The 23,514-nt window shown below is 61.6% G+C and carries 18 protein-coding genes; 6 read left to right on the plus strand and 12 right to left on the minus strand.

Annotation, left to right across the window (positions count from 1 at the left end):
- Positions 1-24 precede the first annotated feature (24 nt).
- On the plus strand, positions 25-921 hold the full coding sequence (locus ABDX79_RS04990) for a LysR family transcriptional regulator (protein ID WP_346219152.1): 897 nt from the start codon (positions 25-27) through the stop codon (positions 919-921).
- A gap of 160 nt (positions 922-1,081) precedes the next feature.
- Positions 1,082-1,936: a metallophosphoesterase gene (locus tag ABDX79_RS04995; RefSeq protein WP_346219153.1), complete on the plus strand. Its 855-nt coding sequence runs from the start codon at positions 1,082-1,084 to the stop codon at positions 1,934-1,936.
- Positions 1,937-2,111: 175 nt separating this feature from the next.
- On the opposite strand, the gene ABDX79_RS05000 is transcribed toward ABDX79_RS04995, so the two are convergent.
- The 3 genes from ABDX79_RS05000 to ABDX79_RS05010 form a co-directional block, all read right to left on the minus strand.
- Positions 2,112-2,597 carry an SRPBCC family protein gene (locus tag ABDX79_RS05000; protein WP_346219154.1) on the minus strand — a complete coding sequence of 162 codons (486 nt, stop codon included), beginning with the start codon at positions 2,595-2,597 and terminating at the stop codon, positions 2,112-2,114.
- Between the two features lie 204 nt (positions 2,598-2,801).
- Positions 2,802-3,230 carry a hypothetical protein gene (locus ABDX79_RS05005; RefSeq protein WP_346219155.1) on the minus strand — a complete coding sequence of 143 codons (429 nt, stop codon included), beginning with the start codon at positions 3,228-3,230 and terminating at the stop codon, positions 2,802-2,804.
- 517 nt (positions 3,231-3,747) lie between these two features.
- A complete protein-coding gene (locus ABDX79_RS05010; RefSeq protein WP_346219156.1) occupies positions 3,748-4,149 on the minus strand; it encodes a hypothetical protein in 402 nt (133 codons plus the stop codon).
- Positions 4,150-4,566: 417 nt separating this feature from the next.
- Here ABDX79_RS05010 and ABDX79_RS05015 point away from each other — a divergent pair, with 417 nt between their 5' ends.
- Positions 4,567-5,505: a DMT family transporter gene (locus ABDX79_RS05015; protein ID WP_346219157.1), complete on the plus strand. Its 939-nt coding sequence runs from the start codon at positions 4,567-4,569 to the stop codon at positions 5,503-5,505.
- On the opposite strand, the gene ABDX79_RS05020 is transcribed toward ABDX79_RS05015, so the two are convergent.
- From ABDX79_RS05020 to ABDX79_RS05040, 5 genes are all read right to left on the minus strand, one after another.
- Complete coding sequence (locus ABDX79_RS05020; RefSeq protein WP_346219158.1) at positions 5,502-5,837, minus strand: hypothetical protein; 336 nt, start codon at positions 5,835-5,837, stop codon at positions 5,502-5,504. The two genes, ABDX79_RS05015 and ABDX79_RS05020, sit on opposite strands and share 4 nt — an antisense overlap.
- Before the next feature lie 97 nt (positions 5,838-5,934).
- Positions 5,935-6,531 (minus strand): hypothetical protein, encoded by a 597-nt coding sequence (locus ABDX79_RS05025; RefSeq protein WP_346219159.1) that lies wholly within the window; start codon positions 6,529-6,531, stop codon positions 5,935-5,937.
- Positions 6,532-6,960: 429 nt separating this feature from the next.
- The gene (locus tag ABDX79_RS05030) at positions 6,961-7,773 is read right to left on the minus strand and encodes a class I SAM-dependent DNA methyltransferase (RefSeq protein ID WP_346219160.1); all 813 of its coding nucleotides are present in this window, start codon (positions 7,771-7,773) and stop codon (positions 6,961-6,963) included.
- A gap of 17 nt (positions 7,774-7,790) precedes the next feature.
- Positions 7,791-8,132, minus strand: a complete 342-nt coding sequence (locus tag ABDX79_RS05035) for a hypothetical protein (RefSeq protein ID WP_346219161.1) — start codon at positions 8,130-8,132, stop codon at positions 7,791-7,793.
- Positions 8,133-8,236: 104 nt separating this feature from the next.
- Positions 8,237-8,878, minus strand: a complete 642-nt coding sequence (locus ABDX79_RS05040; protein WP_346219162.1) for a pyroglutamyl-peptidase I — start codon at positions 8,876-8,878, stop codon at positions 8,237-8,239.
- A 276-nt stretch (positions 8,879-9,154) separates the two neighbouring features.
- On the opposite strand from ABDX79_RS05040, the gene ABDX79_RS05045 reads away from it, so the two are divergent.
- Positions 9,155-9,367: a cold-shock protein gene (locus ABDX79_RS05045; RefSeq protein ID WP_346219163.1), complete on the plus strand. Its 213-nt coding sequence runs from the start codon at positions 9,155-9,157 to the stop codon at positions 9,365-9,367.
- Positions 9,368-9,665: 298 nt separating this feature from the next.
- Here ABDX79_RS05045 and ribB read toward each other — a convergent pair whose 3' ends face one another.
- Complete coding sequence (gene ribB, locus ABDX79_RS05050; protein ID WP_346219289.1) at positions 9,666-10,793, minus strand: 3,4-dihydroxy-2-butanone-4-phosphate synthase; 1,128 nt, start codon at positions 10,791-10,793, stop codon at positions 9,666-9,668.
- A 281-nt stretch (positions 10,794-11,074) separates the two neighbouring features.
- On the opposite strand from ribB, the gene ABDX79_RS05055 reads away from it, so the two are divergent.
- Entirely contained in the window at positions 11,075-12,415 is a 1,341-nt protein-coding gene (locus ABDX79_RS05055) for an efflux RND transporter periplasmic adaptor subunit (protein WP_346219164.1), read from the plus strand.
- Positions 12,412-15,546 (plus strand): efflux RND transporter permease subunit, encoded by a 3,135-nt coding sequence (locus tag ABDX79_RS05060; RefSeq protein WP_346219165.1) that lies wholly within the window; start codon positions 12,412-12,414, stop codon positions 15,544-15,546. The genes ABDX79_RS05055 and ABDX79_RS05060 overlap by 4 nt, the downstream gene beginning before the upstream one ends.
- A gap of 140 nt (positions 15,547-15,686) precedes the next feature.
- Here the strand turns inward: ABDX79_RS05060 and glgB are convergent, their stop codons facing one another.
- The 3 genes from glgB to ABDX79_RS05075 form a co-directional block, all read right to left on the minus strand.
- On the minus strand, positions 15,687-17,906 hold the full coding sequence (gene glgB, locus ABDX79_RS05065; RefSeq protein ID WP_346219166.1) for a 1,4-alpha-glucan branching protein GlgB: 2,220 nt from the start codon (positions 17,904-17,906) through the stop codon (positions 15,687-15,689).
- Positions 17,903-21,232, minus strand: a complete 3,330-nt coding sequence (treS, locus tag ABDX79_RS05070) for a maltose alpha-D-glucosyltransferase (protein WP_346219167.1) — start codon at positions 21,230-21,232, stop codon at positions 17,903-17,905. Before treS ends, glgB begins: the two co-directional genes overlap by 4 nt.
- A 69-nt stretch (positions 21,233-21,301) precedes the next feature.
- Positions 21,302-23,296, minus strand: coding sequence for an alpha-1,4-glucan--maltose-1-phosphate maltosyltransferase (locus tag ABDX79_RS05075; RefSeq protein WP_346219168.1), 1,995 nt, complete (start codon positions 23,294-23,296; stop codon positions 21,302-21,304).
- Positions 23,297-23,514: the final 218 nt, after the last annotated feature.

Below are 23,514 nucleotides of genomic sequence, written 5' to 3' on the forward strand. Positions count from 1 at the left end.
CTATCGACCGGACGGACCAAACCAATGGCCCTTGACTGGGATAAGCTGCGCATTTTCCACGCTGCGGCAGAGGCGGGCTCCTTCACCCGAGCCTCGGAAAATCTCGGGCTGAGCCAATCGGCGATCAGCCGCCAGGTGGCCGCGCTCGAAAGCGAAGTCGGCGTGCCGTTGTTTCATCGGCACGCGCGGGGCCTCATTCTTTCCGAGCAGGGAGAGATGCTGTTTCAAACGGCGAATGAGGTGCTTCAGCGCCTCGAAGCCGTTCGTATGCAGCTCACGGAAACCAAGGAGAAGCCCAGCGGCAAGCTCCGCGTGACGACGACGGTCGGTCTCGGCTCCGGGTGGTTGACCGAGCGCTCGAAGGAGTTTCTCGAGCTTTATCCCGACATCGAACTTCAGCTGATGTTCGATAATGAGGAGATCGATCTCACCATGCGCCGCGCGGACGCGGCGATCCGGCTTCGCCAGCCGCAGCAGCCCGACCTGATCCAGCGCCGGCTCTTTACGGTGCATCTCCACGTCTACGCCGCACCTAGCTACATTTCGCGGTTCGGAACGCCGGAGACGATCGACGACCTCGATCAGCACCGCATCATCACGTTCGGCGAGCCGGCGCCGCCCTATTTGCGCAACCTGAATACGCTGGAGACCGTGGGAATCGAGAACGGTCAGGCGCGCTCGCCGATCCTGCAGATCAACAATCTGATCGCGATCCGCTCGGCCATCGAGAGCGGTATCGGCCTCGGCCTTCTGCCCGATTATATGATCGACCAACGGACCAAGCTGGTCCAGATCCTTCCCGAGATCGAGATGCCGACCTTCGACACCTATCTCTGCTATCCGGAGGAACTGAGAAACTCCGCGAAACTCCGGGTTTTCCGCGATTTTCTGATTTCCAAGGCAAGAACCTGGGCGTTTTGATGCGGTGTCCGGCCGTTTCAGTCGGACACCCCGTCAAAGCTGGCGCGGTTGCTTGCACGCTTTCGGGCTCGTTGAGTTCGAAGCGATTGGACGGATGTCTTATGAGACGGATCGAGCTGCGAGCCCGGAACCCGCGCCATGCGTCACGCGTCTTTCATCCATGACATCAGCTGACTTTTTTCCGGCCCTCCCGTCCGGCCCCTCCTCACTCGATGAAACCGGCCTTCCCAAGCGGATTGTCGCCATAGCCGATATTCACGGAATGGCGGATCATTTCGATCACCTCATTGATCGTCTGAGCGAGATTCCGGACCTTGACGACTGCGCGTTCTACATCCTGGGCGACATGGTCGACCGGGGACCGGACAGCCGGGGCGTCATCGACCGGGTCATCGATCTCTGCGATCGGCGACAGGGCTCACGCGCTTTCATCGGCAATCACGACATGTGGTTTCTTCAGTTTCTGAAAGACGAAATGGAGCCTGAAGACGTTCATGCCTGGCTCTCGCAGGGCGGGGCCGAGACCTTGCAGAGCTATGGCGTCACTGAGCAGGGAACGGTCGAGGAGGCACGCCGCCGGGTTTTCGAGGTGTCACCGGAGCATTGCGGGATGCTGACGACCACCGAGAATATCGCTCTCGTCGATGAGTTTGCCTTCGTCCATGCGGGGGTCGATCCCCATCGATCGCTCGACCGTCAGGCTCGGTACGATTGCGCATGGATTCGTGCTCCGTTCATGCGGCATCAGGGAATGCTCAGCCACGTGGTCGTCCACGGACACACACCGCAAAAGGACAAGCGGCCGACCATCACTGAAAATCGGATTTCGATCGACACGGGCGCCGTCTATGGTGGATTGCTGACAGCGGCGATCATCGATCGGGAAAATCGGACGCTCGATTTCGTTTCGACGGACGGACGGCAGATGCGTTCGAATTCCCCCCGGCGCATGGACCGGGGCTTTGGCACCGCTGTCGCGGACTATTCCTCGGGACGCTTTGCAGCCTGCGTTTGATACCGTATCCGGCTGAATAAGTTGGAGATGGTATCGATGCCAGCGCGGCGCACGAGCGTGTCTAGATCCGCTATGGCGAAGCGATCAAACGGAATTCTTAGAAGGCGGGGGGGCGGAAAGCCCGCATTCACTGGGAATGCGGGCCCTGATCTGTGTTTATAGCGGCGCAATCGCCTTACATTCCGGTTGCTCTTTCCGAAATCGCGGCGAGGCCTGACTCATAGATGCCGGTGATCGCACCGATCGCGTCTTCGTCACTGGCGCCTTCCGCTGCGTCGAACGTCCCCTCCCAGGAAAGCATCGAGGTATCACCCTCGCCCGACACAGCGATGGTCGACTCGTAATTTGCGACCGGAAGCGGGCTTTCTACAATTCGATAGGTATAGGTCATCCCGGTGTCGTCGCGGGACACGAGTGCCTCCTCGATCGTTCCGCCCCCTTCGAGAGACAAAATGCGGTGGGGCGCGCCATCCACCTCGCGTTCCTCGCAGGAAGCGACGGCCGGGTGCCATTCGGCGATGGCGCAGAACCCCCCGATGGTCGACCACACCTTTTGAGGTGCGGCAGCGACTTCGGTTTCAGTCGAAACCTCCAGCGCAAAGGCAGGCGTCGCGAAAAGAACGAAGCCAGCGAGCGGCGCAGCCAGTCTCGATACATTCATGTGTCATTCCTCCCAGTATGGACAGATATCCAATCGCCAAGGCGGCGTTGGCGCGGCACCCACGACAGGAGGGTGGTGCAAGCCGCAAGAATAGCAAGGCACGCGGGACCCGGCCTCCAGTGCGGTCATCAGCGCATAAAAAAGGCCCCGGCGGATGCCGCCGAGGCCTCGATCTGAATTGCCGACTGATCGGCAGCTTCGTGATTAGTTGTTAATGCTCGGCGACTCGTCCTGCTCTGCAGCCTGCTGGCCTTCGACAGGAACACCAGGGGAGAACGTGGCGCCCGAACCCGGGACCAGAACGTCTTCACCTTCGCCATTCATGTCGCCGGTTGTCGCAACATCCGGGCTTTCGGCAACGGCGGCACGCGCGTCGGCTTCGTTCTGCCTGATCCCTGCCGAGCTGCCCGGAACGATGGTTTCGTCCATCGGGTTAGCGGTTGGGTTTTCCGGGCGTGAGAGATTGACGGTGCTGTCTTCGGCGACGTTCTGGCGGATCTCAGCGTTATTCGTCTGGATCTCGGCCTCGTTGCCCGGAACGATCGTGTTATCCTGCGCCATCTGCGCGAATGCCGGGACTGCGAAAGCGGAGACACCGGTGAGGATGGTCGCGATACGAAGGGTCTTCAACATGATTATCGTCCTTTCCAGCGCAATATAACTGCGCCGTGATCATGAGCTCATTGACAGAGCTTATTGTCGTGGCCCGTTTGCGGACCGTTCGGAAAGAAGACGTCTGAGAAAGAACTTCGTTGCATGACAGGATGGTAACAGGCTGTCAACGCAACGCAGACAATGACCCCAAAATCTTATGCAGCGCCCGCTCGATACAGTAAAAACACCGTTACCGAGAAACTCTTGTCCAGTACCAGCGTAGATATCGCCGCTTTTTTCTGAGTGCTGCCGGCGTCCGGTCACAGACGCAGCCACAACAATCGTCCCAACGGATGAAGGCATAAGCAGCATGCCAAACGAAAATGCCCCCGCACACGGCGAGGGCATCGATATGGCATGTTCGGCTTGGGGCGAAATGAAAGAAGTCGCTAGCGATCTCTCGCTCCAAGACCTTGTTTTACCGAATGCTGTTGTCCGAAAGGCCTTGCAGGGTTTCGGCCTCAAACTCTGGCTGACGGTTTTTGGCGCCAGACGCTTACTGGGGGCTGGTCACCGACTCGTCCTGAAGAGCTGCATCTTCGCCAGTCGCGTTTTCACCGGGGGCAAATGTCGCACCCGAACCCGGCACCAGCGGCCCGTCATTCGTCTGCATTTCTTCGCCGCCACCCGGCTGTTCCGCCGTCATGTCCCGCTGCATTTCCATATTCTCGGTCTCACCGGTTTCACTGCCGGGGACCATCGTTTCGGAAGCCGGGTCAGCGACTGGCGCATCGGTCTCGGACCCGGGCATGGCGGCCGTGTCCTCACGCGATTCAACGGCTTGCTGCTCGGTTGCGGTTTCCGAACCCGGCAGGATTTCCGGCTCGGTTTGCGCAAGGGCCGGAATGGCGAATGCCGAAACGCCGGCGATCATGGTGGCGATGCGAAGTGACTTCATTGGATACTTTCCCTTTTGCAAGATGGACCGGATCGAAGCCGGACACTCGTAGGCTTGCATCGAATACTAGAGGCCGCCGAGGATTTGGACATAGGCCAAGCGGCAATATTATCAGCGCAAGATATGACACTTTCGTGATAACTTGTGAATGAGTTTATACGACATAAAACCTTTTTAGAGTTTCCTCGCTGACATCCCCTTTTTACTTTCAGGCCGACGCGCCTCGTCTCCGGCAACGTTTCCCCGCATTCCCTCGCCAACGCGGCGCTGGAGCGAAGCGATCCGTTTACGAGAAATTGATCCGTCACATCTGTTCATCTACGGGCATGCGGGCCATGGCGGTGCTCGACGATCCGCGCCGCGACACAATGGGTAAAAGCGGGTCACGAACAGCACATCTTCGAAAGGTCTCCCGCCATGGTCGGACTGGTCAGCAAAGCCAATGAGGATCGCGTCGTCCTCGCCGTCGGGATGATGCTTCTCGCCTATCTCGGTTTTTCGGGCATCGACACGAGCGCGAAGTGGCTGGGAACCGTCGGACTTCCTGCGCTGCAGATCGGGTTCATGCGCTATTTTGTCCATTTCGTCATCTCGACCGGACTGATTGCGAAGGACGGCATCCATATCGACCGATTCCGCTCGGAGCGCTTTGGCCTGGTGCTGCTTCGATCAGCTTTTCTGGCGGCCTCGACCTGCGCCAATTTCTTCGCGGTGCGCTATCTTCCGCTGACGCTGACGGCGACGATCATGTTCTCATCGCCGATCATCATCTGCGCCCTGTCGGGCCCAATATTGGGCGAAAAGGTCGGCCCGTGGCGCTGGGGCGCGATCGCCTTGGGCTTCGTCGGGGTGATTGTCGCGATACGCCCGTTCGAGGCCGACTTTCACTGGGCAGTCTTCCTCTCCCTGATCGGAGCCTTGTCGGTCGCGCTCTATACACTTCTGACGCGCAAGCTCTCCGGCCGCGTGCATCACGAAACGATGCAATTCTACAGCGGGCTGGTCGGCACGGTCTGCCTCGCGCCCTTCGCCTTCTATTTCTGGGAGATGCCAGAGACCTGGTTGTCGACGATGCTTCTTGTTGCCATCGGAATATTCGGCTGGTTCGGCCACGAAATGCTGACCAGAGCCCATGGTTACGCCGATGCCTCCGCGCTGACACCATTCACCTACGTCTTCATCATCTACCTGACGATCGCCAGCATCCTGGTCTTTGGCGAATGGCCGGGCCCATGGACCATCCTCGGCGCGGCCATTGTAGCTGGGTCCGGAATGGTCATCTGGTTCCGGGAACGGCGGCTGGAAAAGAAGCGCAGGCTGGCTGCCCCCGCCTCGGTCAATGCTGGCGTGAGCTAGCGCGAACTCTGTCCGGGCACGATCCCACTTGAGGGCGTCGAATCGTAGATGGACGGGGTGACGCCCTGCTGCGTCGGAAGGCCCGACGGCACACCGCGCGCATCGCCAAAGCCGTAGAGCCACGGAATGCCATTGTTCACGGGACGCAGAACGACCTGTCCGTTCGGCAACTCCACCGGACGGCTTTCCTTGCGTTCGCGTTCCGACAAACGCACGCCGACAATGTCGTAGCCGTCCCGATCGACCATGCGCTGCTGAGCCGAGGCCGGCGTGACTGACATCGTGGGAAGAGCGAGAGCGGCCGCAACCGCCAGCAGTCCGAGCGTACGCATGTTGGTCTCCTGTCCGGAACGATGAATATCGAAAAGGAGACGGCGGCGCGGTGTGTTTGGTTCCGGATGTGCGGCAAAGCGGGCGGAGGGAACCCGATCAAAAACGCGTGGGTATATCGTCGCGGACCGGCTCACCCGGATGAAGCTCGCTCAGGAGCCGGTGGATTGGCGCCCTCACCTTCGAAATCCGTGGCCCCTCGATCGCGCAGAACATCGTGAACAGCCGGCCTTTGGACGTCCAGAACCAGATTGGAACCGTCAGATTGCCTTGTCGGGAATTCGGCGAATAGACGCGGCGGGCGAAGCCCTCGTCTTCGATCTTGAAGGTAACCGGATTGTCGCGGGCCGCCCATTCACCGACTGGCAGCGAAGGGTCCTCCACGATACCGGCCTCGATCTCGTTGAGTTTCGTGCCGAGCCAGGTTTCGACCGCCCGCCAGGGCCAGACCTTGGGATTGGTGACATCCTCGACCTTCAGCCACCGGGCGCCAGCCGGCCTTGGCGGAGCTGCGGCGTAAAGACAGGTGAAGCCGCCCGCGCAATCCGGCCCCTTGCATGTGAAGAGCTGCCCGGCGTCCATCGTCGCGTCTTTCGAAGACCCGGCCGACCAACCGGGAACCGGCTGCGCGTTTGCGGACGGAAAGGCGAGCGAAGCGATCAGACTGAAAAGAACGAAGCGTGCGGCTTTGGTCATCAAACGAAGTCTCGGGCCGTGAAAGCAATCGGATTAGCTCCGATCCTATGATCCGGGACTTGCCGTGAACTGGTCCGGGACAAAAACGTCATGCAGGCCGGACGAACCAAACCGGACAGAAAATGCCGGTGTCCGAAGGAATTGACGCCAAAAAACACGCGAGCGGAGCATCAGGTTCCCCCGACATCGGGGTTGATGCTCCGCTCAGCGGTCTCACATTCCGCTGGTTGATGTCTGGCCCGGAACGACGCCATCGGACGGAGTTTCAGGCGTCGTCATCTCGCGAGCAGCCTGTCCGTTATTCGCGGTGCTGCATGCTCCGACCATCAAGAGTGCTGCGATTGCGGGGAAGACGAGAGTTCTCATGGTAACCTCTTGGTTGGACGTGTTTCAGAACAGAGCAGGGCAAAGTTGACGCCCGATCGTGCGTCACGACTGGCGCGCAACGACGATGTGTCCCGGAGCTGGTTCCCCATCCTGCAAGCGAACGGTGATGGCGTTAAAATGTTCAATTGAGAATCCGTGGTCGGACAACGTCTGACGGACGTAAACTTCGCCATGATGAAAGCGCTGAGCCCTGCCGACGGCAAACGGGCGGCCGTTCAGCTCGCTTACGCTCATGGTTTCGGTCGAAAAGGCGAGTGTACCGCCAGCAATGAGCCGATCGGCCGCAGCTTTGAAGAATTCGTCGAGGTCGCCAAGATAGGGAACGACATCCGTCGCGAGGATCAGCTCATAGCCAGCGCTGGCGTGCTCGCTTTTCAGAAAGGCGATCGCTTCGGCGACGAATAACCTGTCATAGATGTCCTTCTCGCCGGATATGCGCACCATCTCTTCGGACAGGTCGACGCCGACCGTCGTGTCGCAGAGTTCGGAAAGAGCCTCGCCGCCAAGCCCTGTTCCGCAGCCAAGGTCAAGAAGGCGGCCGAACCGCCGGCCGGACGCCCGAAGGACCTCCGCGACCATTTCCGGGACCCTGTATTGCAGTTGCCGAACGAGAATGTCTTCGAAATCTTCGGCATGTTGATCGAACAACGTTGCAACATAGGCGCTGCCAGCACTCGCCGGCGCATCGCGAAAGCCAAGCCCGGCAAGGCGAATTTCCGCCCCGACGTGATCGGCGGGATCAATGTCCAGACATTTCAGATAAGCGGCCGCGGCGGCCTCGCGGTCGCCGCTTTTTTCCGCGGCAAGCCCGGTCCTATAGACCTCGCCCAGCGCATCAGCATCGAAATCGGTCACGGTTGGCTATCGGGCCTTCAGCGGTTGAGCGGAATGCCGCTCTCTGTATCGTCGAGCGGCCGTGGATTGGCGCTGGACGTCGACGGCGTCGCCATGCCGATCGCGCCGACATTATTCTCCAGCCCGCCGGGGCCGCGCGGGCGAACCTTGCCGACACCGTCGTTGAGGTCGACTCCCGGAAGACCGTAGAACTGGCTGCGCTGACCGAGGGGAATGCCCGCATCATATTCCACGACCGCACCGCCGCTTGGGATCGGCGCACTGTCCATCGTCTGAGCCGAAGCTTCGGTGGCAAAGCCCGAGATTGCCAGAACGGAGAACAGGGTGGAGGCCAAATAGATCGGCTTACAGGTCGGCATCAATACGCTCCAAAGGGTGTTGATCCGTAACCCGGCAGGACGCGAAAACGTTCCCTGACGACGACGTGCCATCGCGCCGGCGAAAGGGATAAAAGGTCAATCTCTCAGCCTATGGGCGATTCTGCCGACCCGAGCAGAGCTGCAAGATCGTTGGCGAATCTCAGAAGCTTTTCACCGGAAATCGAATTGAAGACCTGGGGACAATCCGCATCGCTGGCGAGGAAGTCGCCGATCCGCTCGTCGCTCATCGGCAGATGAATGAAGCCGAACTGGCGAATGCCAAGCGATCCGGCATGGTGGGCCAGGCGGTAAAGCGTATCGTTACAGAGATAGGCACCGGCATCGGTGGACCATTCGAAGTCGATCCCTTCGGAGCGAAGCAGCGCCGCGACCTCGGTCCATGGCAGACAGCTCTGGTATTTCGCCGGACCATCCAGAATGCTGGGGCCGGCCGGAAAACCGCCTGCCGCATCCTTTCGTCCAAGCTCGCGCCTGTTCTGCGCCAGAAGCTCCAGCCTCAAGCGCTCGGTCGTGACGTGCAGACCGAACAGGACGACCGTTTCGGGGCGCTGCTCTTCGATCGCCGCGCGCAGTACCGGCCAACTCCGGTCCCAATCTACAGGAAGACAAACGGGATAGACATCGCCTGTCGCCGCCGGACGCTGGGTCAGCATCTCGATGAGATCACCCGATGGATTGTATGGAGCGCCGGGAAACGCGGAAAAGCCGGCAAAAATCGTTTTCATGGGCGGGTCGACCGAGGAGAGTGGGCAGAATATGGAACGCGACCTATATAGGCGTTGCCCTGTGTTGGAAAAGTTTTACTTGCCAATAGCACGCATCGCATGCATCCTCACTGTGTTCGGGCAATTTCGCGAACGCTAGGTATGGACGATTTGCGCATCGGAAGCGCTTCTTCCGAGCGGCGAGAGCCGCGATGAGTTGGTTCCTTCCTTAAGTACAAGACTTGCCTGCCGCTGCCTTCGGGCGACACTGAATGCTAAGGATCAAGGGTTCCTACCATGGCGCAGACCGGAACGGTCAAATTCTTCAACACCGAGAAGGGTTTTGGTTTCATCAAGCCCGACAATGGCGGTGCTGATATCTTCGTTCACATTTCCGCCGTTCAGGCCTCTGGCCTCTCCGGCCTCGAAGAGAACCAGAAGGTCTCGTTCGAAACCGAGCCGGACAAGCGCGGAAAAGGCCCCAAGGCCGTCAATCTCGAATCCGCATAACAGCTCGATACGGGCTTACCCGAACAAGCCTGCTATGAGGCGGCGAAGCCATGGGTGCTTCGCCGCATAATTGCGTTTCAGCTGGTCCCACCGCGACCGACGCACGAAGCCTGGCCAGCGTTTACGACTGACCAGAGCATGAAGCGGCAAACCGGAATCGACATTCCGCTCCAGGCCCAGCCCGCTCCAGGCCTCTCGATTAGCCGCCTGGGTTGACCGGAAATGTCATGCGACCTTCCGGATCAGATCAGGCGCCGAGGCTCATACTGCGACGCTGCAAACGGCCCTTTCCTCAGCCTCAGCCCTTCACCAAAATCGTTCCGCTGACCTCGATCCCGAATCCGGTGAGGCCGACATAGGCGCGCTCATGGGTCGCGATCTCGCGAATCGAGCGGATTTTGAGATCACGCAGGATCTGCGCGCCAAGGCCGACTTCGCGCCAGCGCTTGCGCCGCGACACCGCCGAATGGTGCTTTTCCCCATCCGCGTGATCCACGACGGTTTCTCCGAGATCGAAGTCGTCGACTTCCGGCGTTCTGAGGAGCATCAGAACGCCATGGCCGACCTTGCCGATCTCGTCGACGGCAACCTCGACCCAGGTCTTCGAATTGCGTGTGCGGCCGAACAGATCCGTGACCGGTTGCTCCCTGTGAATGCGCACCGGCACCCCCTCACCTCCCCGGACATCGCCGAAAATCGCGACAACATGCTGGAGGTCGTCGAACGGTGTCTCGTAGATCCTGATCTGACCGGTCAGCCCGCCGATCGTCATCGTCTCTTCGCGCACCGCCTTGACGAAGGACTCGCGGCGCACGCGCCAAGCGATCATGTCCTCGATCGAGACGATCTTCAGGCCGTGCTGGCGTGCGAACGGCACGAGCTGGGGAAGGCGCATCACCGTCCCGTCGTCGTTGACGACCTCCGCCAACACGCCGACCTCGGGGAGACCCGCGAGCCGCGCGAGATCGGTCCCCGCTTCGGTGTGGCCGGAGCGCGTCAGCACGCCGCCGTCGCGGGCGATCAGCGGGAACATGTGGCCCGGCCGCAGAAAGTCCGAGCCCGCCGCATTGTCGTTGGCAAGGGCGCGCGCCGTGTTGCAGCGCTCGTCGGCCGAAATGCCGGTGGTCATGCCGCGCTTGTAATCGACCGAAACCGTGAAAGCCGTTCGCATGGGATCGAGATTGTTGGCGACCATCGGCGGCAGATTGAGCGCCTCGGCGCGCTCCCCGGTCATCGGCACGCAGATGATCCCGCTCGTATGGCGGATCATGAAAGCCATGTTTTCCGCCGTCGCCTTGGACGCCGCCATGATCAGATCGCCTTCGTTCTCGCGGTCGGCATCGTCCACCACGACGACGAGTTCGCCGTTCCGGATCGCTTCGATTGCGTCCTCGACCTTGTCGAGCGTCAGATCGGTCTCGCTCATCATCCAGCCACTTTCATGCTTTGCCGATCAGTCCGCCGGCACGTTGGGAATCGGGTCCAGAAAGCCCGTCTAGTCGGTTTCACGGCGAATTTGAATGGCGGCGCATGCCATTGCTTTGCCTGACCCTCGCGGCACACTCGCGCTGAAGTGACCGCGAAAGGTCGCACGCTTACAAATCGTTACGTGAGTATGACGATTCTGCCGTATAACCGCCCGGTAAAGCGTATCTGGTCCGGCACGGGCTCGCGCCTTTCTCTCTTGGTCAACGGCATACGGACGTAATGCTTTCCTTTCTCAAACAGATCCTCGTCACGGCCCTGATTCTCATCGTCGGACTTGCCGGACTGGTTTGGGTGAAGCCGGAAATCGGCCGAATGATCCTTGCCGCGGACATTCCCTACAAGGACACGGTGCGCGAGGCCATCGCGGTGATTTCACCGGAGGCGACCCAGCCAGCGCCCGAACAGGCGCGCGGCCCCGGTCGCGGCGCCTTCGGTGGCGGGAGCGGCGCAACCCCTGCCATCGCCTCCCCGGTCACCCGGGAGGCAAGCCGCACCACCTTCAAGACCATCGCCAGCGCCGAAGCCATACGCTCCGTCACCGTCGTTCCGGACAATACGTCCGGCATCGTCGAGGAGGTGCTGGCCTCATCCGGTCAACAGGTGACGGCCGGCCAACCCATCATTCGCCTGGAGAGTTCGAGCGAGGCCGTCGCGGTGGACCGCGCCTCGCTCATGGTCCAGGCTGCCGAGGACAAGCTCTCACGCATTCGCCAGCTTCGCCAACGCAACGCATCGACGAGTGTCGAGGTCACCGATGCCGCTCGCGAATTGGACACGGCTCGTCTCGACCTGCGCGAGGCGCGGATCGCGCTTTCGAAACGCGAAATCCGCGCACCGATCGACGGACGCATCGGCATCATCAAGATCGAGCGCGGCAGCCTCGTGGAAGGGTCGACCGAGATCGCGACCATCGACGCCCGCGATCAACTGAAGCTCGTTTTCTATACGCCGGAACGCTACCTGACCGACATCGATGTGGGCACCGACCTCACCGCCGTGCCCGTTGCCCGGCCCGATCAGACCTATCAGGGCCAGATCGCCGCCATCGACAGCCGCGTTGCCGAGGACAGCCGCACGGTCCGCACCGAAGGCGTCATCGTCAATCGCGACGATCGTCTCCGGCCCGGCATGTCCTTTACGGTGACCGTCGCCCTGAACGGAGAAACCTATCTCGCGACCGATCCGCTCGCCGTCGTCTGGGAGCGCAGCGGGCCGTTCGTCTGGGCCGTTCGGGATGGCAAGGCGACCAAGGCGCCGGTTCGCATCGTGCAGCGGGACATCGACCGGGTACTCATCGTCTCGGATGCGCTCGAAGCCGGCGATCTCGTCGTCGTCGAAGGCATCCAGTCCATGCGCGAGGGGCTGGATCTGGACCTCGAAGTGCTCAAGGCCCCGCCCGGCGCGGATCTAAGCCGGGCGAACGCACCGATCGTGGCGGCGGAAGCGCGCCCCGGTTCGGCTCAGCCACAAACAGCGGAAGACGTTCCTTCTCGTCTCGGGAGCGGCCCTGAACGTTCCGGCGTCCCGATTCCCGAAAAGGCGGATCGGAGCGGCTCGTGAGCAAGACGAAGGACAAGCCCAGCGCGCTTGGCAGCTTCGCGGCTCTGGTCGTAACGCGGCCTGTGCTGACGATCGTTCTGAACCTCCTCATCGTCGTCGCGGGCCTTGCAGCCCTCAACGCCGTGGAGGTCCGCGAGCTTCCGAATGTCGACCGGCCCGTCGTCACCGTCGAGGTCGAATTCGAAGGCGCATCCCCCGAGACCGTGGACCGCCAGCTGACGAGCCAGCTCGAAAGCGCGGTGTCCCGCGTATCGGGCATCTCCTCCATTTCGTCGAAATCGGAATTCGGCGAAAGTCAGGTCACGATCGAGTTCAACGACTCCGTCGATCTCAATGTCGCTGCCAGCGATGTGCGCGACGCGGTTGGCCGGATTGCCGACAACCTGCCGGAAAACGCGGAGAACCCGGAAATCGTCAAGGCGGATGCAGACGCACAGGCGATCATGCGCCTTGCGGTGACCGCGCCCGACATGAGCATCGAGGATCTGACGACGCTGGTCGACGACAGGATCACCGATCAGCTGTCAGCCGTCGAAGGCGTTGCCGCGATCCGCGTCTATGGCGAGCGCGAGCGCCAGATCTTCGTCGACGTCCAGCCCGACCGGCTCGCGACGCGCGGCCTCACCGTCGGCGACATCGCAACCGCGCTGGCGAACGCCAATCTCGACGTTCCTGCCGGCCAGCTGGAATCGTCCTCGCAGTCGCTGATCGTGCGCGCCGACGCCAACATCTCGACGCCGGAAGAGTTCGAGGCAATCTATCTCAACGACCGGACGCGGCTCGGCGATGTGGCGAGCGTGCGCTTCGGCCCGGACGATGCGGCAACGGCCCTGCGCGTGACCGGCACCACCGGGATCGGGCTCGCAGTCATCCGGCAGGCCGGCTATTCGACCCTCGAAATCTCCAAGGCCGTGCGCAACGAGGTCGACCGCCTCAACGCATCGCTGCCCGATGGCGTCACCATGCAGGTGACGAGCGACGACGCGATCTTCATCAATGGCGCGATCTCGGAGGTTCAGTTCACGCTGATCCTCGCGGTTCTGATCGTGACCGGCGTGATCTTCCTGTTTCTCCTCAACATCCGCGCAACGCTCATTCCCGCAGTCACCATGCCGATCGCGCTCATCGGCGTCATCGCGTTCATCTACATGGCGGGCTTTTCGATCAACATTCTCAGCCTGCTCGCGCTGGTTCTCGCGACAGGCATGGTCGTCGACGACGCGATCATCGTTCTGGAAAATATCGTGCGACGACGCGACATGGGGCTGACGCCGCGTGCGGCGGCCGTCGTCGGCGCGCGGGAGATGTTCTTCGCCGTCGTCTCCACCACAGCGACGCTGGCAGCCGTCTTCGTTCCGATCTCCTTCCTGCCTGGTCAGGCCGGCGGGCTCTTCCGCGAGTTCGGATATGTGCTGGCGGCTGCCGTGACGATCTCATCCTTCATCGCCCTTACGCTGTGCCCGATGATGGCCTCGCTCCTCCTGAAGGATCTTTCGCACGCGGGGCGGCCGAATGTCTTTGCGCGCGCCATGCAGCGCTTCGGCGGGTGGCTTGCCGGCCTCTACGCCTTCAGCCTTCGCCGCGCGCTGAACTATCCGCTCGCAACTGTCGGCATCGCCGTCATTTTCTCGGGCGCTGCCTATCTGAGTTTCCTGCAACTGCCCCAGGAGCTGACACCGCCCGAAGACCGCGCCGTCGTCCTCTTGCGGCTGTCAGCTCCCCAGGGCGCGAGCCTCGACTACACCAATGCCCAGATGCGCAAGGTGGAAGCGATCCTGACGCCCTATGTCGACAGCGGCGAAGCCAACAACGTCTTCGCGATTTCCGGCTTCGGCGGCTCCAGTTCCGGCTTCATGGTGCTCTCCCTCGCCGGATGGGAGGACCGCGTGCGCGGCCAGGGCGAAATCGTCTCGGAAATCAACGGCAATCTGCGCTCCATTCCGGGCGTCAGGGCCTTCGCGATCCAGCCCAATTCCCTCGGTATTCGCGGCGGCGGCGAAGGCCTGCGCTTCGCGGTGGCTGGCCAGGACTTCCGTTCCCTCGCCGAAACCGCCGACGGGATCGTGACGGCGATGGAAGAGGACGGCCGGTTCGGCCGTGTCCGCCTCGGCTCGGAGGCGACCCAGCCGCAGCTCTCCGTTTCCATCGATCGCGAACGCGCCTCCGATCTCGGAATCGGCATCGACGGGCTTGCCACCGCCATCCAGGCGCTGCTCGACGGACGTCGCATCGGACAGACCTATGTCGCCGACAAGGAAGTGCCGATCCGGCTGATTGCCTCCACCGATCCGATCAACGATCCGGGTGATCTGGAGAATGTCTTCGTCAAGGCCGGCGACGGGCGGATCGTGCCGATCTCGACCATCGCCAGCATTTCAGAGGAAGCCGTCGCACCCGAACTCACCCGCGAGAACCGCGCCCGCGCGGTGTCGATATCTGCGGATCTCCCTCAGGGCATGGCGATGCAGGACGCCTGGGAAGACGTTCAGGCCGTCGTCGAGAGCGAACTCCAACCGGGCCAGCGCCTTATCCCGCTTGGGGAACTTGCGACCATCGGCGAAACGAACAGCGGTCTCGCCCTCGTCTTCGCCTTTGCCCTCATCGTCATCCTGCTGGTTCTCTCGGCACAGTTCGAGAGCTTCATCTCCGCGCTCATCATCATCGCGACGGTTCCGCTGGGCGTTGCCTGCGCCGTCTTCTCGCTTGAATTCTTCGGCGCGACCCTCAACCTCTACAGCCAGATCGGGCTCGTGCTTCTCGTCGGCATCATGGCGAAGAACGGCATCCTCGTCGTGGAATTCGCCAACCAGCTGCGCGAAGAGGGCAAAAGCGTTCGTGAAGCCGCGGAGCAGGCTGCGATCATCCGCCTGCGCCCGGTCATGATGACCATGATCGCGACGGTCGTTGGCGGCGTGCCGCTGATGCTGTCGTCCGGCGCGGGCGCCGAAGCCCGCGAAGCCCTCGGCATCGTCATCGTCGGTGGCCTCGGTCTCGCGACGATCTCGACGCTCTATCTGACGCCGGTCGCCTATCTTGTGCTCGGCCGCTTCTCGACGCCCAATGCCGAACGCATGGCGCGTCTCGAAACCGATCTGCGCGCCGCCGAGACGCAGATTGCGCCGGGGGAATAGGCGTTCGCTAATTCAGCTCGCGAAGTCGGGGAAGAATTCTCAGAAGCGACGACCTCAGACGCTGATGTTGTCCCAAAAAAGAAGCGGCACCGGCGAGGTCCGCCGATGCCGCTTGATCGTCTGTCGAGGAAAACCGCCGATCAGTCCTCGTGGACCATCACGATCGTGCCGAGCGGCGGGAGGCTGAGCGAGATCGAATAGGGCCGGCCGTGCACCGAGTGCTCCTCGGCTTCCTTGCCACCCATATTGCCCACATTCGAGCCGCCATAGATCTCCGCATCCGTGTTGAGGCGCTCGGTCCAGGTGCCGGGCTTGGAGACGCCGACGCGGTAATCATGCCGCGGGACCGGCGTGAAGTTGCAGACGATCAGAACCGTACGCCCGGCACGATCCTTCCGCGCATAGGCAAGGATGCTCTGCTCCACATTGGCCGTGTCCACCCACTCGAAACCGGCCGGCTCGCAGTCGAGTTCATGCAGCGCCGGGATCTCGCGGTACAGATGGTTGAGATCGCGTACCAGGGTCTGGAGACCCTTGTGCCGACTGCCGTCCTCCTCGACCAGATGCCAATCGAGAGACTGGTCGTGATTCCATTCGCGCCACTGGCCAAATTCCTGGCCCATGAAGAGCAGTTTCTTGCCGGGATGGGTCCACATGAACCCGTAATAGGCACGCAGGTTCGCGAATTTCTGCCACTCGTCGCCCGGCATCTTCTCGATCATCGAGCCTTTGCCGTAGACCACCTCGTCATGGCTGATCGGCAGAACGAAGTTCTCCGAATAGGCGTAGACCATGCCGAAGGTCATGTGATGGTGGTGGTAGCGCCGGTTGATCGGGTCTTCCTGCATGTAATGCAAGGTGTCGTGCATCCAGCCCATATTCCACTTGAAGTGGAAGCCGAGGCCGCCGGCATAAGTCGGGCGCGACACGTCCGGGAAGGCAGTCGATTCCTCCGCATGGGTCGTCGCCTTCGGGAAATACTCGCCGACGCGCTCGTTGGTGTCCTTCAGGAACGCCATGGCTTCGAGGTTCTCGCGCCCGCCATGGATGTTCGGTTCCCACTCGCCCGCATTGCGCGAATAGTCGAGATAAAGCATCGAGGCGACCGCATCGATGCGCAGGCCATCGACGTGGAATTGATCCAGCCAGTACAGTCCGTTGGCAACGAGGTAGTTTTTCACCTCGGGCCGACCGTAATCGTAGATCAGCGTGTTCCAGTCCTTGTGGAAGCCGCGGTTCGGGTTCGGATGCTCGTAGATCGGCCGACCGTCGAAGAGACCCGGCCCGTGGGCATCGGTTGGGAAATGGCCGGGCACCCAGTCCACCAGCACGCCGATATTGTGCTGATGCATGACATCGACGAGCCGCGCGAAGCCCTCCGCCGTGCCGTAGCGCGACGACGGCGCATACATGCCGATCGGCTGATAGCCCCAGGAGCCGTAGAACGGATGCTCGGAAACGGGCATCAGCTCCACATGAGTAAAGCCCATTTCGGTCACATAGGCGGCGAGCTTCTCGGCGATCTCGTCATAATCGAGGAAGGTGTTGTCCGGCCCGCGCTGCCACGAACCGAGATGCACCTCGTAGATCGAAACCGGCTTCTCGCGGTCCTGCCAGTCGGCCTTATGCGACTGGAATTCCTGATCCTTCCACTCGTGCTCGACGAGCCCCTGCACGATGGAGGCAGTCGAGGGCGCAAGCTCTTGCCGAAAGCCGACCGGATCGGCCTTCAGCGGCTGCAGCGCCCCGTCTGGCCCGATCACCTCGTATTTATAGGTCTCGCCCTTCCCGATATGGGGAATGAAGAGTTCCCAGACTCCGCACTCGTGGCGCTTGCGCATCACGGACCGGCGCCCGTCCCAGGAATTAAAGTTGCCGACCACGGAGACCCTGCGGGCATTGGGCGCCCAGACGGCGAAGGCCGTGCCCTTCACGCCGCCATTGTCCATCGGATGCGCGCCGAGCTTCTCGTACATCCGGTAGTGCGTGCCTTCGGCGAGAAGATAGACGTCCTGCTCGCCAAGGATCGGCCCGAAGCGATAGGGGTCCTCTTCATCCCACGGCGCGTCATTATGGGTGTAGCGCATGCGGTAAGGCATCTGGGCGGTGAGGCCCGGCACGAAGCCGGAGAAGAATTCCTCCGGCCCGAACTGCTCCAGTTTGCCGAGCTCCTTTCCGCTTTCGTCGATCACCGTGGCGCTGTGCGCGCCGGGGCGATAGACGCGAACGATCGAGCCGCCTTCGACCTCGAAACGGCCAAGGATGGAGAATGGATCGCCGTGCACACCGCGACCGATCTCCCAGGCCTTGCTTTCCTCGGGGCGATGATCGATCCCGGAAGCGTTATTGGTCGAACTCATTTCAACACCTGTCTTTTCTCGAGAAGCGCAATGATGCCGCGGAGCGGGATCGACAGCCATGCCGGACGCATGGCCGCTTCATAGCGCAGTTCGTAGAACGCCTTTTGCAGAACGAAGAGATCCAGCAGCTGCGCCGTCGCATCGTCTTCCAGAGAGATGCCCGAAGCGGTGCTCCAGTGCTTGAGGAACTCCTCGGTAACCTCGTCCCGCCAGGAAAGGGACATCTCGCGCAGGCGTTCCGCCGTCGAATCGTCCACCGGCCCTGCCCGGTCGCGTGCTGCGAAGGCGGCGTAGTCGAAGGAGCGGATCATGCCGGCGACATCGCGCAGCGGCGAGAACTTCTCGCGCCGCTCTTCCAGTGTCCGTCCCGGCTCCCCTTCGAAGTCGAGAATGACGACATCATTCTTGGCCACCAGAACCTGACCCAGGTGATAGTCGCCGTGGATGCGGATCTTGTGCGCCTTCACCTTCAGGCCGCCGAAGCGGTCGAACCAGGTGAGGATATCCTTTTCGGCAGAGACCAGCCGCTCGACAGCGTCGAGCTCGTCCGCAGGAAGACGCGGCTTTGCCTCGCGCAGGATTTCGAGCGCGTCCTTCGCTTCGGCCTTCGCCTCGCCAACAAGCTTCATGTAATGCTCGTCGTCGAGCAGCTCGGGATCGAACGCTGCGTCGCCGGTCACCGTCGAAAGTGCGGCATGCATCTCGCCGGTGCGCCTGCCGAGCACTTCGCCCGGATCGATCTGGATCATCAGCTGCTGGTCTGAGGCGGCATCCTCGTCCTGACCGCCCGTGTCTTCCTGCTGATAAACATAGGCGCGGTCACGCAGATAGCGGGCCAGCGCATCGACGATCACGGTCCAGGCATCGCCCTGGTTCTGGATCTGCTCGAACAGCGCCGCGATGGCCGTGCGGGTGCCGTCCTCGCGAACGAGTTCGACCGAGCCGTAGAGCGCTGGTGCCGCGTCGAAATCGGTCTTTTCCGTGAGGAAGCGCGTGACCTCCAGCTCCGGCTGGATACCGTCGCGCAGACGGCGATAATATTTCAGGATCGCCTGCCCGCCGACCAGCACGGATGTGTTGGACTGCTCGCCGGTAAGGACGCGGATTGCATCCGTGTCGACCAGAAGCGACTGGGCCAGCCCCTCCTTCTCGCTCGCCGACGCCTCGACGACGAGTTTGCCGTCGGTCAGATCGATATCGGTATCGGCCGCAATCAGCGACACGACGATCTTGGCGAATTCGCCGCTTCTTGCCCCGTCGATCAGTGCACCGATCTTCGGCCCCTGTCTCACCTTCGCCACCGTATAAGGCAGGTTAGGCTCCTGGGCGTTCAGATTGTGTTCTCCCCAGTTGACCGAGAGCGGCAGGAGATAGCGCTGTTCCCCGTCCTTGGCCGGCACGACCACCTCGGTGAGCAGATGACGCCGCGCATCGGGCGTCGGCGCCCCGAGCACTTTCATTTCGATGCGTCTAGGTTGCTCGGACTTTGCGGCGAACCAGCGCTGGTTGCCGATGAATTCCGGCAGCACGGATTTGAGCTCGGTGAGGTTGCGTCCGCCCACCGTCGACTGAAGATCGCCCGGCGCGACGAGTGTCGAAAAGGCGGGCAGCGGCGTCGGGGCATCCGACCGTCTCGTGGAGGGCGCTGCCGACAGATCGAACCAGAAGAAGCCGTAAGCCGGCAGGGTGAGCATATAGGGAAGCTCGCCGATCTGCGGGAAGGCCGATAGACCGAGCATCTCCACCGGCGTCGCGCCAGCATGCTTCGAAAGGTCGAGTTCGACAGCCTGGGCGGACGACGAGAGATTGGCGACGATCAGCACCTTTTCGTCGCCGAACTCACGCAGATAGGCAAGGATCTTGCGGTTCGAGGGCAGGAGGAAGTCGATCGTGCCGCGGCCAAAGGCCTCCTTCGTGCGGCGCACCTGGATGAGGCGTCGCACCCAGTTGAGCTGGGAGGCCGGGTTGTTCGACTGGGCCTCGACGTTGAGCGCCTGAAAGCCGTAGATCGCGTCCTGAATCACCGGCAGGTAGAGACGCTGCGGATCGGCGCGGGAGAACCCGCCATTGCGGTCGGCCGACCACTGCATCGGCGTTCTCACGCCGTCGCGGTCGCCGAGATAGTAGTTGTCTCCCATGCCGATCTCGTCGCCGTAATAGACGACCGGCGTTCCCGGCATCGACATCAACAGCGCGTTGAGAAGCTCGATCTTACGGCGGTCGTTGCCCATCAGCGGGGCAAGGCGCCGGCGGATGCCGAGATTGATGCGCGCACGGGAGTCGGCGGCGTAGGTCGACCAGAGATAGTCGCGCTCTTCCTCGGTCACCATTTCCAGCGTCAGCTCGTCATGGTTGCGCAAGAAGATCGCCCATTGGCAGTTTTCCGGAATTTCCGGCGTCTGACGCATGATGTCGGTGATCGGATGCCGGTCCTCCTGGGCAACCGCCATGTACATGCGCGGCATCAGCGGGAAGTGGAACGCCATGTGGCACTCGTCGCCCTCGCCGAAATAGGGGCGCGTGTCCTCCGGCCACTGGTTCGCTTCCGCCAGAAGCATCCGGTCTGGATAGTGCTTGTCGAGATCGGCGCGGATCGCCTTCAGGACATCGTGGGTCTCGGGCAGGTTTTCGTTGTTCGTGCCCTCGCGTTCGACGAGATAGGGGATCGCATCGAGCCGCAGCCCGTCGACGCCCTTGTCGAGCCAGAAGTGCATGACCGACAGCACTTCCTCCATCACCTTCGGATTGTCGAAGTTGAGATCGGGCTGGTGGGAGAAGAAGCGGTGCCAGAAATATTGCTGGGCGACCGGGTCCCAGGTCCAGTTCGACGTCTCGGTATCGGTGAAGATGATCCGGGTGAGATCGTACCCCTTGTCATCGTCCGCCCAGACGTAGAAATCGCGCTCCGGCGAGCCCTTCGGCGCATGGCGCGCGGCCTGAAACCAGGGATGCTGATCGGAGGTGTGGTTGATCACCAGCTCGGTGATCACCTTCATGCCGCGCTTGTGCGCCTCCTCGATCAGCCGCTCGACATCCTCTAGGTTGCCGTAAGACGGGTTCACCGAGCGATAGTCGGAAATGTCGTAACCGTCGTCCCGCAAGGGCGAGGGATAGAACGGCAGGAGCCAGATCGCCGTGACGCCAAGCTCCTGAATATAATCGAGCTTGGAGAGCAGACCCGGAAAATCGCCGACCCCGTCGCCGTTGGTATCGGCGAACGTCTTCACGTGGAGCTGGTAGATGATCGCATCCTTGTACCAGTCCGGGGCGTCGGGATCGATTCCGCCCGAGGGGTCGAGCGCTGCGGCGGTGACGATTTCATTCATCGGGGAAGATGTCTTTCGAGCATTCGTAAGGGGCGTGACGCAAAAGGGTGGAAGACGGACCGGCCGGCGTCAAGGCGAGCTCAGCTTGAAGACCGCGTAAGGGCATTCGGCGGGATCGAGCCACCAGTGCTGCACCTTGCCGTGCCAGGCCACGACCTGACCGCTGGCCAGATTTTCGGCTTGAACGAGACCCTGGTCTCCGAGGCCGAACTCCCAGAGCGGCACCTCGAAGTGACCGCCCTGCGGGTGGTGCGGATCGAGATTGACCATGAAGAGGAGATAGGACGAGCGATCGGCCGTGCGCTTGCCGTAATACAGGACCTGATCATTCCAGAAGTTGAAGAAGGCAAGCGAACGGAAATCCTGCATCGCCGGCTCGTTTTTGCGAAGCCGGTTGAAGAAGGCGATATCGTCGCGAATATTTCCCTCGGCCTTCCAGTCGAAAGCCCGGATCTCGTATTTTTCGGAGTTGAGATACTCCTCCTTACCGGGCACGGGCAGGAATTCACAGAGTTCGAAGCCCGAGTAGACGCCGTAATTGCCCCCAAGGCTCGCCGCCAGGGCAAGACGGGTGCGGAAGCCCGGCCGGCCCGAGGTCTGGAGATAGATCGGGTTGATGTCCGGCGTGTTCACGAAGAAATTCGGCCGCATGTATTCGGCGCACTCTTCCGTCGTCAGCTCGGTCAGGTATTCCTGAAGCTCCCACTTCTCGTTTCGCCACGTGAAGTATGAATAGGACTGGTTGTAGCCGACCTTGGCGAGGCGCTTCATCACCTTCGGCCGGGTGAAGGCCTCGGCGAGGAAGATCACGCCCGGATCGACCTTGCGGATCTCCGCGATCACCCATTCCCAGAACGGGAACACCTTGGTGTGCGGGTTGTCGACCCGGAAGATGCGCACGCCCTTGTCGACCCAGAACAGGAAGCTGTCGCGCAGCTCGTACCAGAGCGAGGGTATTGCACCCCGATAGAAGTGGACGTTGACGATGTCCTCGTACTTCTTCGGCGGATTTTCGGCGAACTTGATCGTTCCGTCCGGCCGCCAGTCGAACCATTCGGGATGCTCCTTGATCCACGGATGATCCGGCGAGCACTGGATGGCGTAGTCGATCGCGATCTCCAGTCCATGCTGCTTCGCCTTCGCGATCAGCTGCACGAAATCCTCGAAGGTCCCGAGTTCGGGGTGGATGGCATTGTGACCGCCCTCGGGCGAGCCGATCGCATAGGGGCTGCCGGGATCGCCCTCGTCCGGCGTCAGGGTGTTGTTCTTGCCCTTGCGGTTCGTCTTCCCGATCGGGTGGATCGGCGGGAAATAAAGAACGTCGAAGCCCATTTCCTGAATGTCGGGCAGGCGCTTTTCCACATCGGCAAAGGTGCCGTGCCGCTCCGGATCGCCCGATTGCGAGCGGGGGAACAGCTCATACCATGCCGAAAACGCAGCCGCTGTCCGATCGACCCAGACCGGAACATCGACGGAAAAGCGCGAGAGGTTCGTGCGGTTGCCGGCGCGTTCGAGGAGCGCGATGGTGTCGGGCTCCATCATCAGCGAATATTGCGCGGTGGAATCGCCCTGCCCCGCGGCTTTTTCGAGCCGCTCGTGCAGCTTCACGAGCGCTTTTTGATCGGCCTTGCTGCCGCGACCCGATTCCTGCGCCCCCTTGACCAGCTCACGTGCCTCGGTGAGTTCCAGATCTGTCAACTTACCCGCATCGAGCTTCTTCTTGGCTTCGTCGCGCCACGTCGCGTAAAGATCGCGCCAGGCGATGACCGAATAGCGGTGGGGGCCGGGCTTTTCAAAGCGGATCACCGCCTCCCAGCGATCGTTCACGAGAAATTCGAGAGGGGTCTCGGACCAGTCCTTCGAGCCCGCCTCGCCGTAAACCACCGCGGCCGCGATCTTGTCGTGGCCGTCGGAGAAGACGTCAGCCGAGATCGTCAGGTCTTCGTTCTCGACCCGCTTGATCGCGAAACGCCCGCCATCGATCATCGGCGCGACGCCTTCGATGGCGATCCGGTTCTCGGCGAGCTCCATGAGATCGGCCTCGAACGGTTTCATCAAAGGCATGTCGTCCTTCTTCTTCCTCTTTCTGGGTTCGGACGTTTTCGCGTCTGACATTGGCGATGCCTTCCGATTGCCGGTCTAGGATACGAAATCTCGGCCGACCCTTATGCGGTCGGCCATGCGAGTTCTGATGAAAAGGGATAGGAGCGCGCTGTCCCATGTCCAGCACTGCATGCCGCATTAATCGTCATTGGCGAGCAGAAAGTCGTCTGCCGCACATG

This window comes from Fulvimarina fulva, assembly GCF_039652615.1.
Taxonomy (GTDB): Bacteria; Pseudomonadota; Alphaproteobacteria; order Rhizobiales; family Rhizobiaceae; genus Fulvimarina.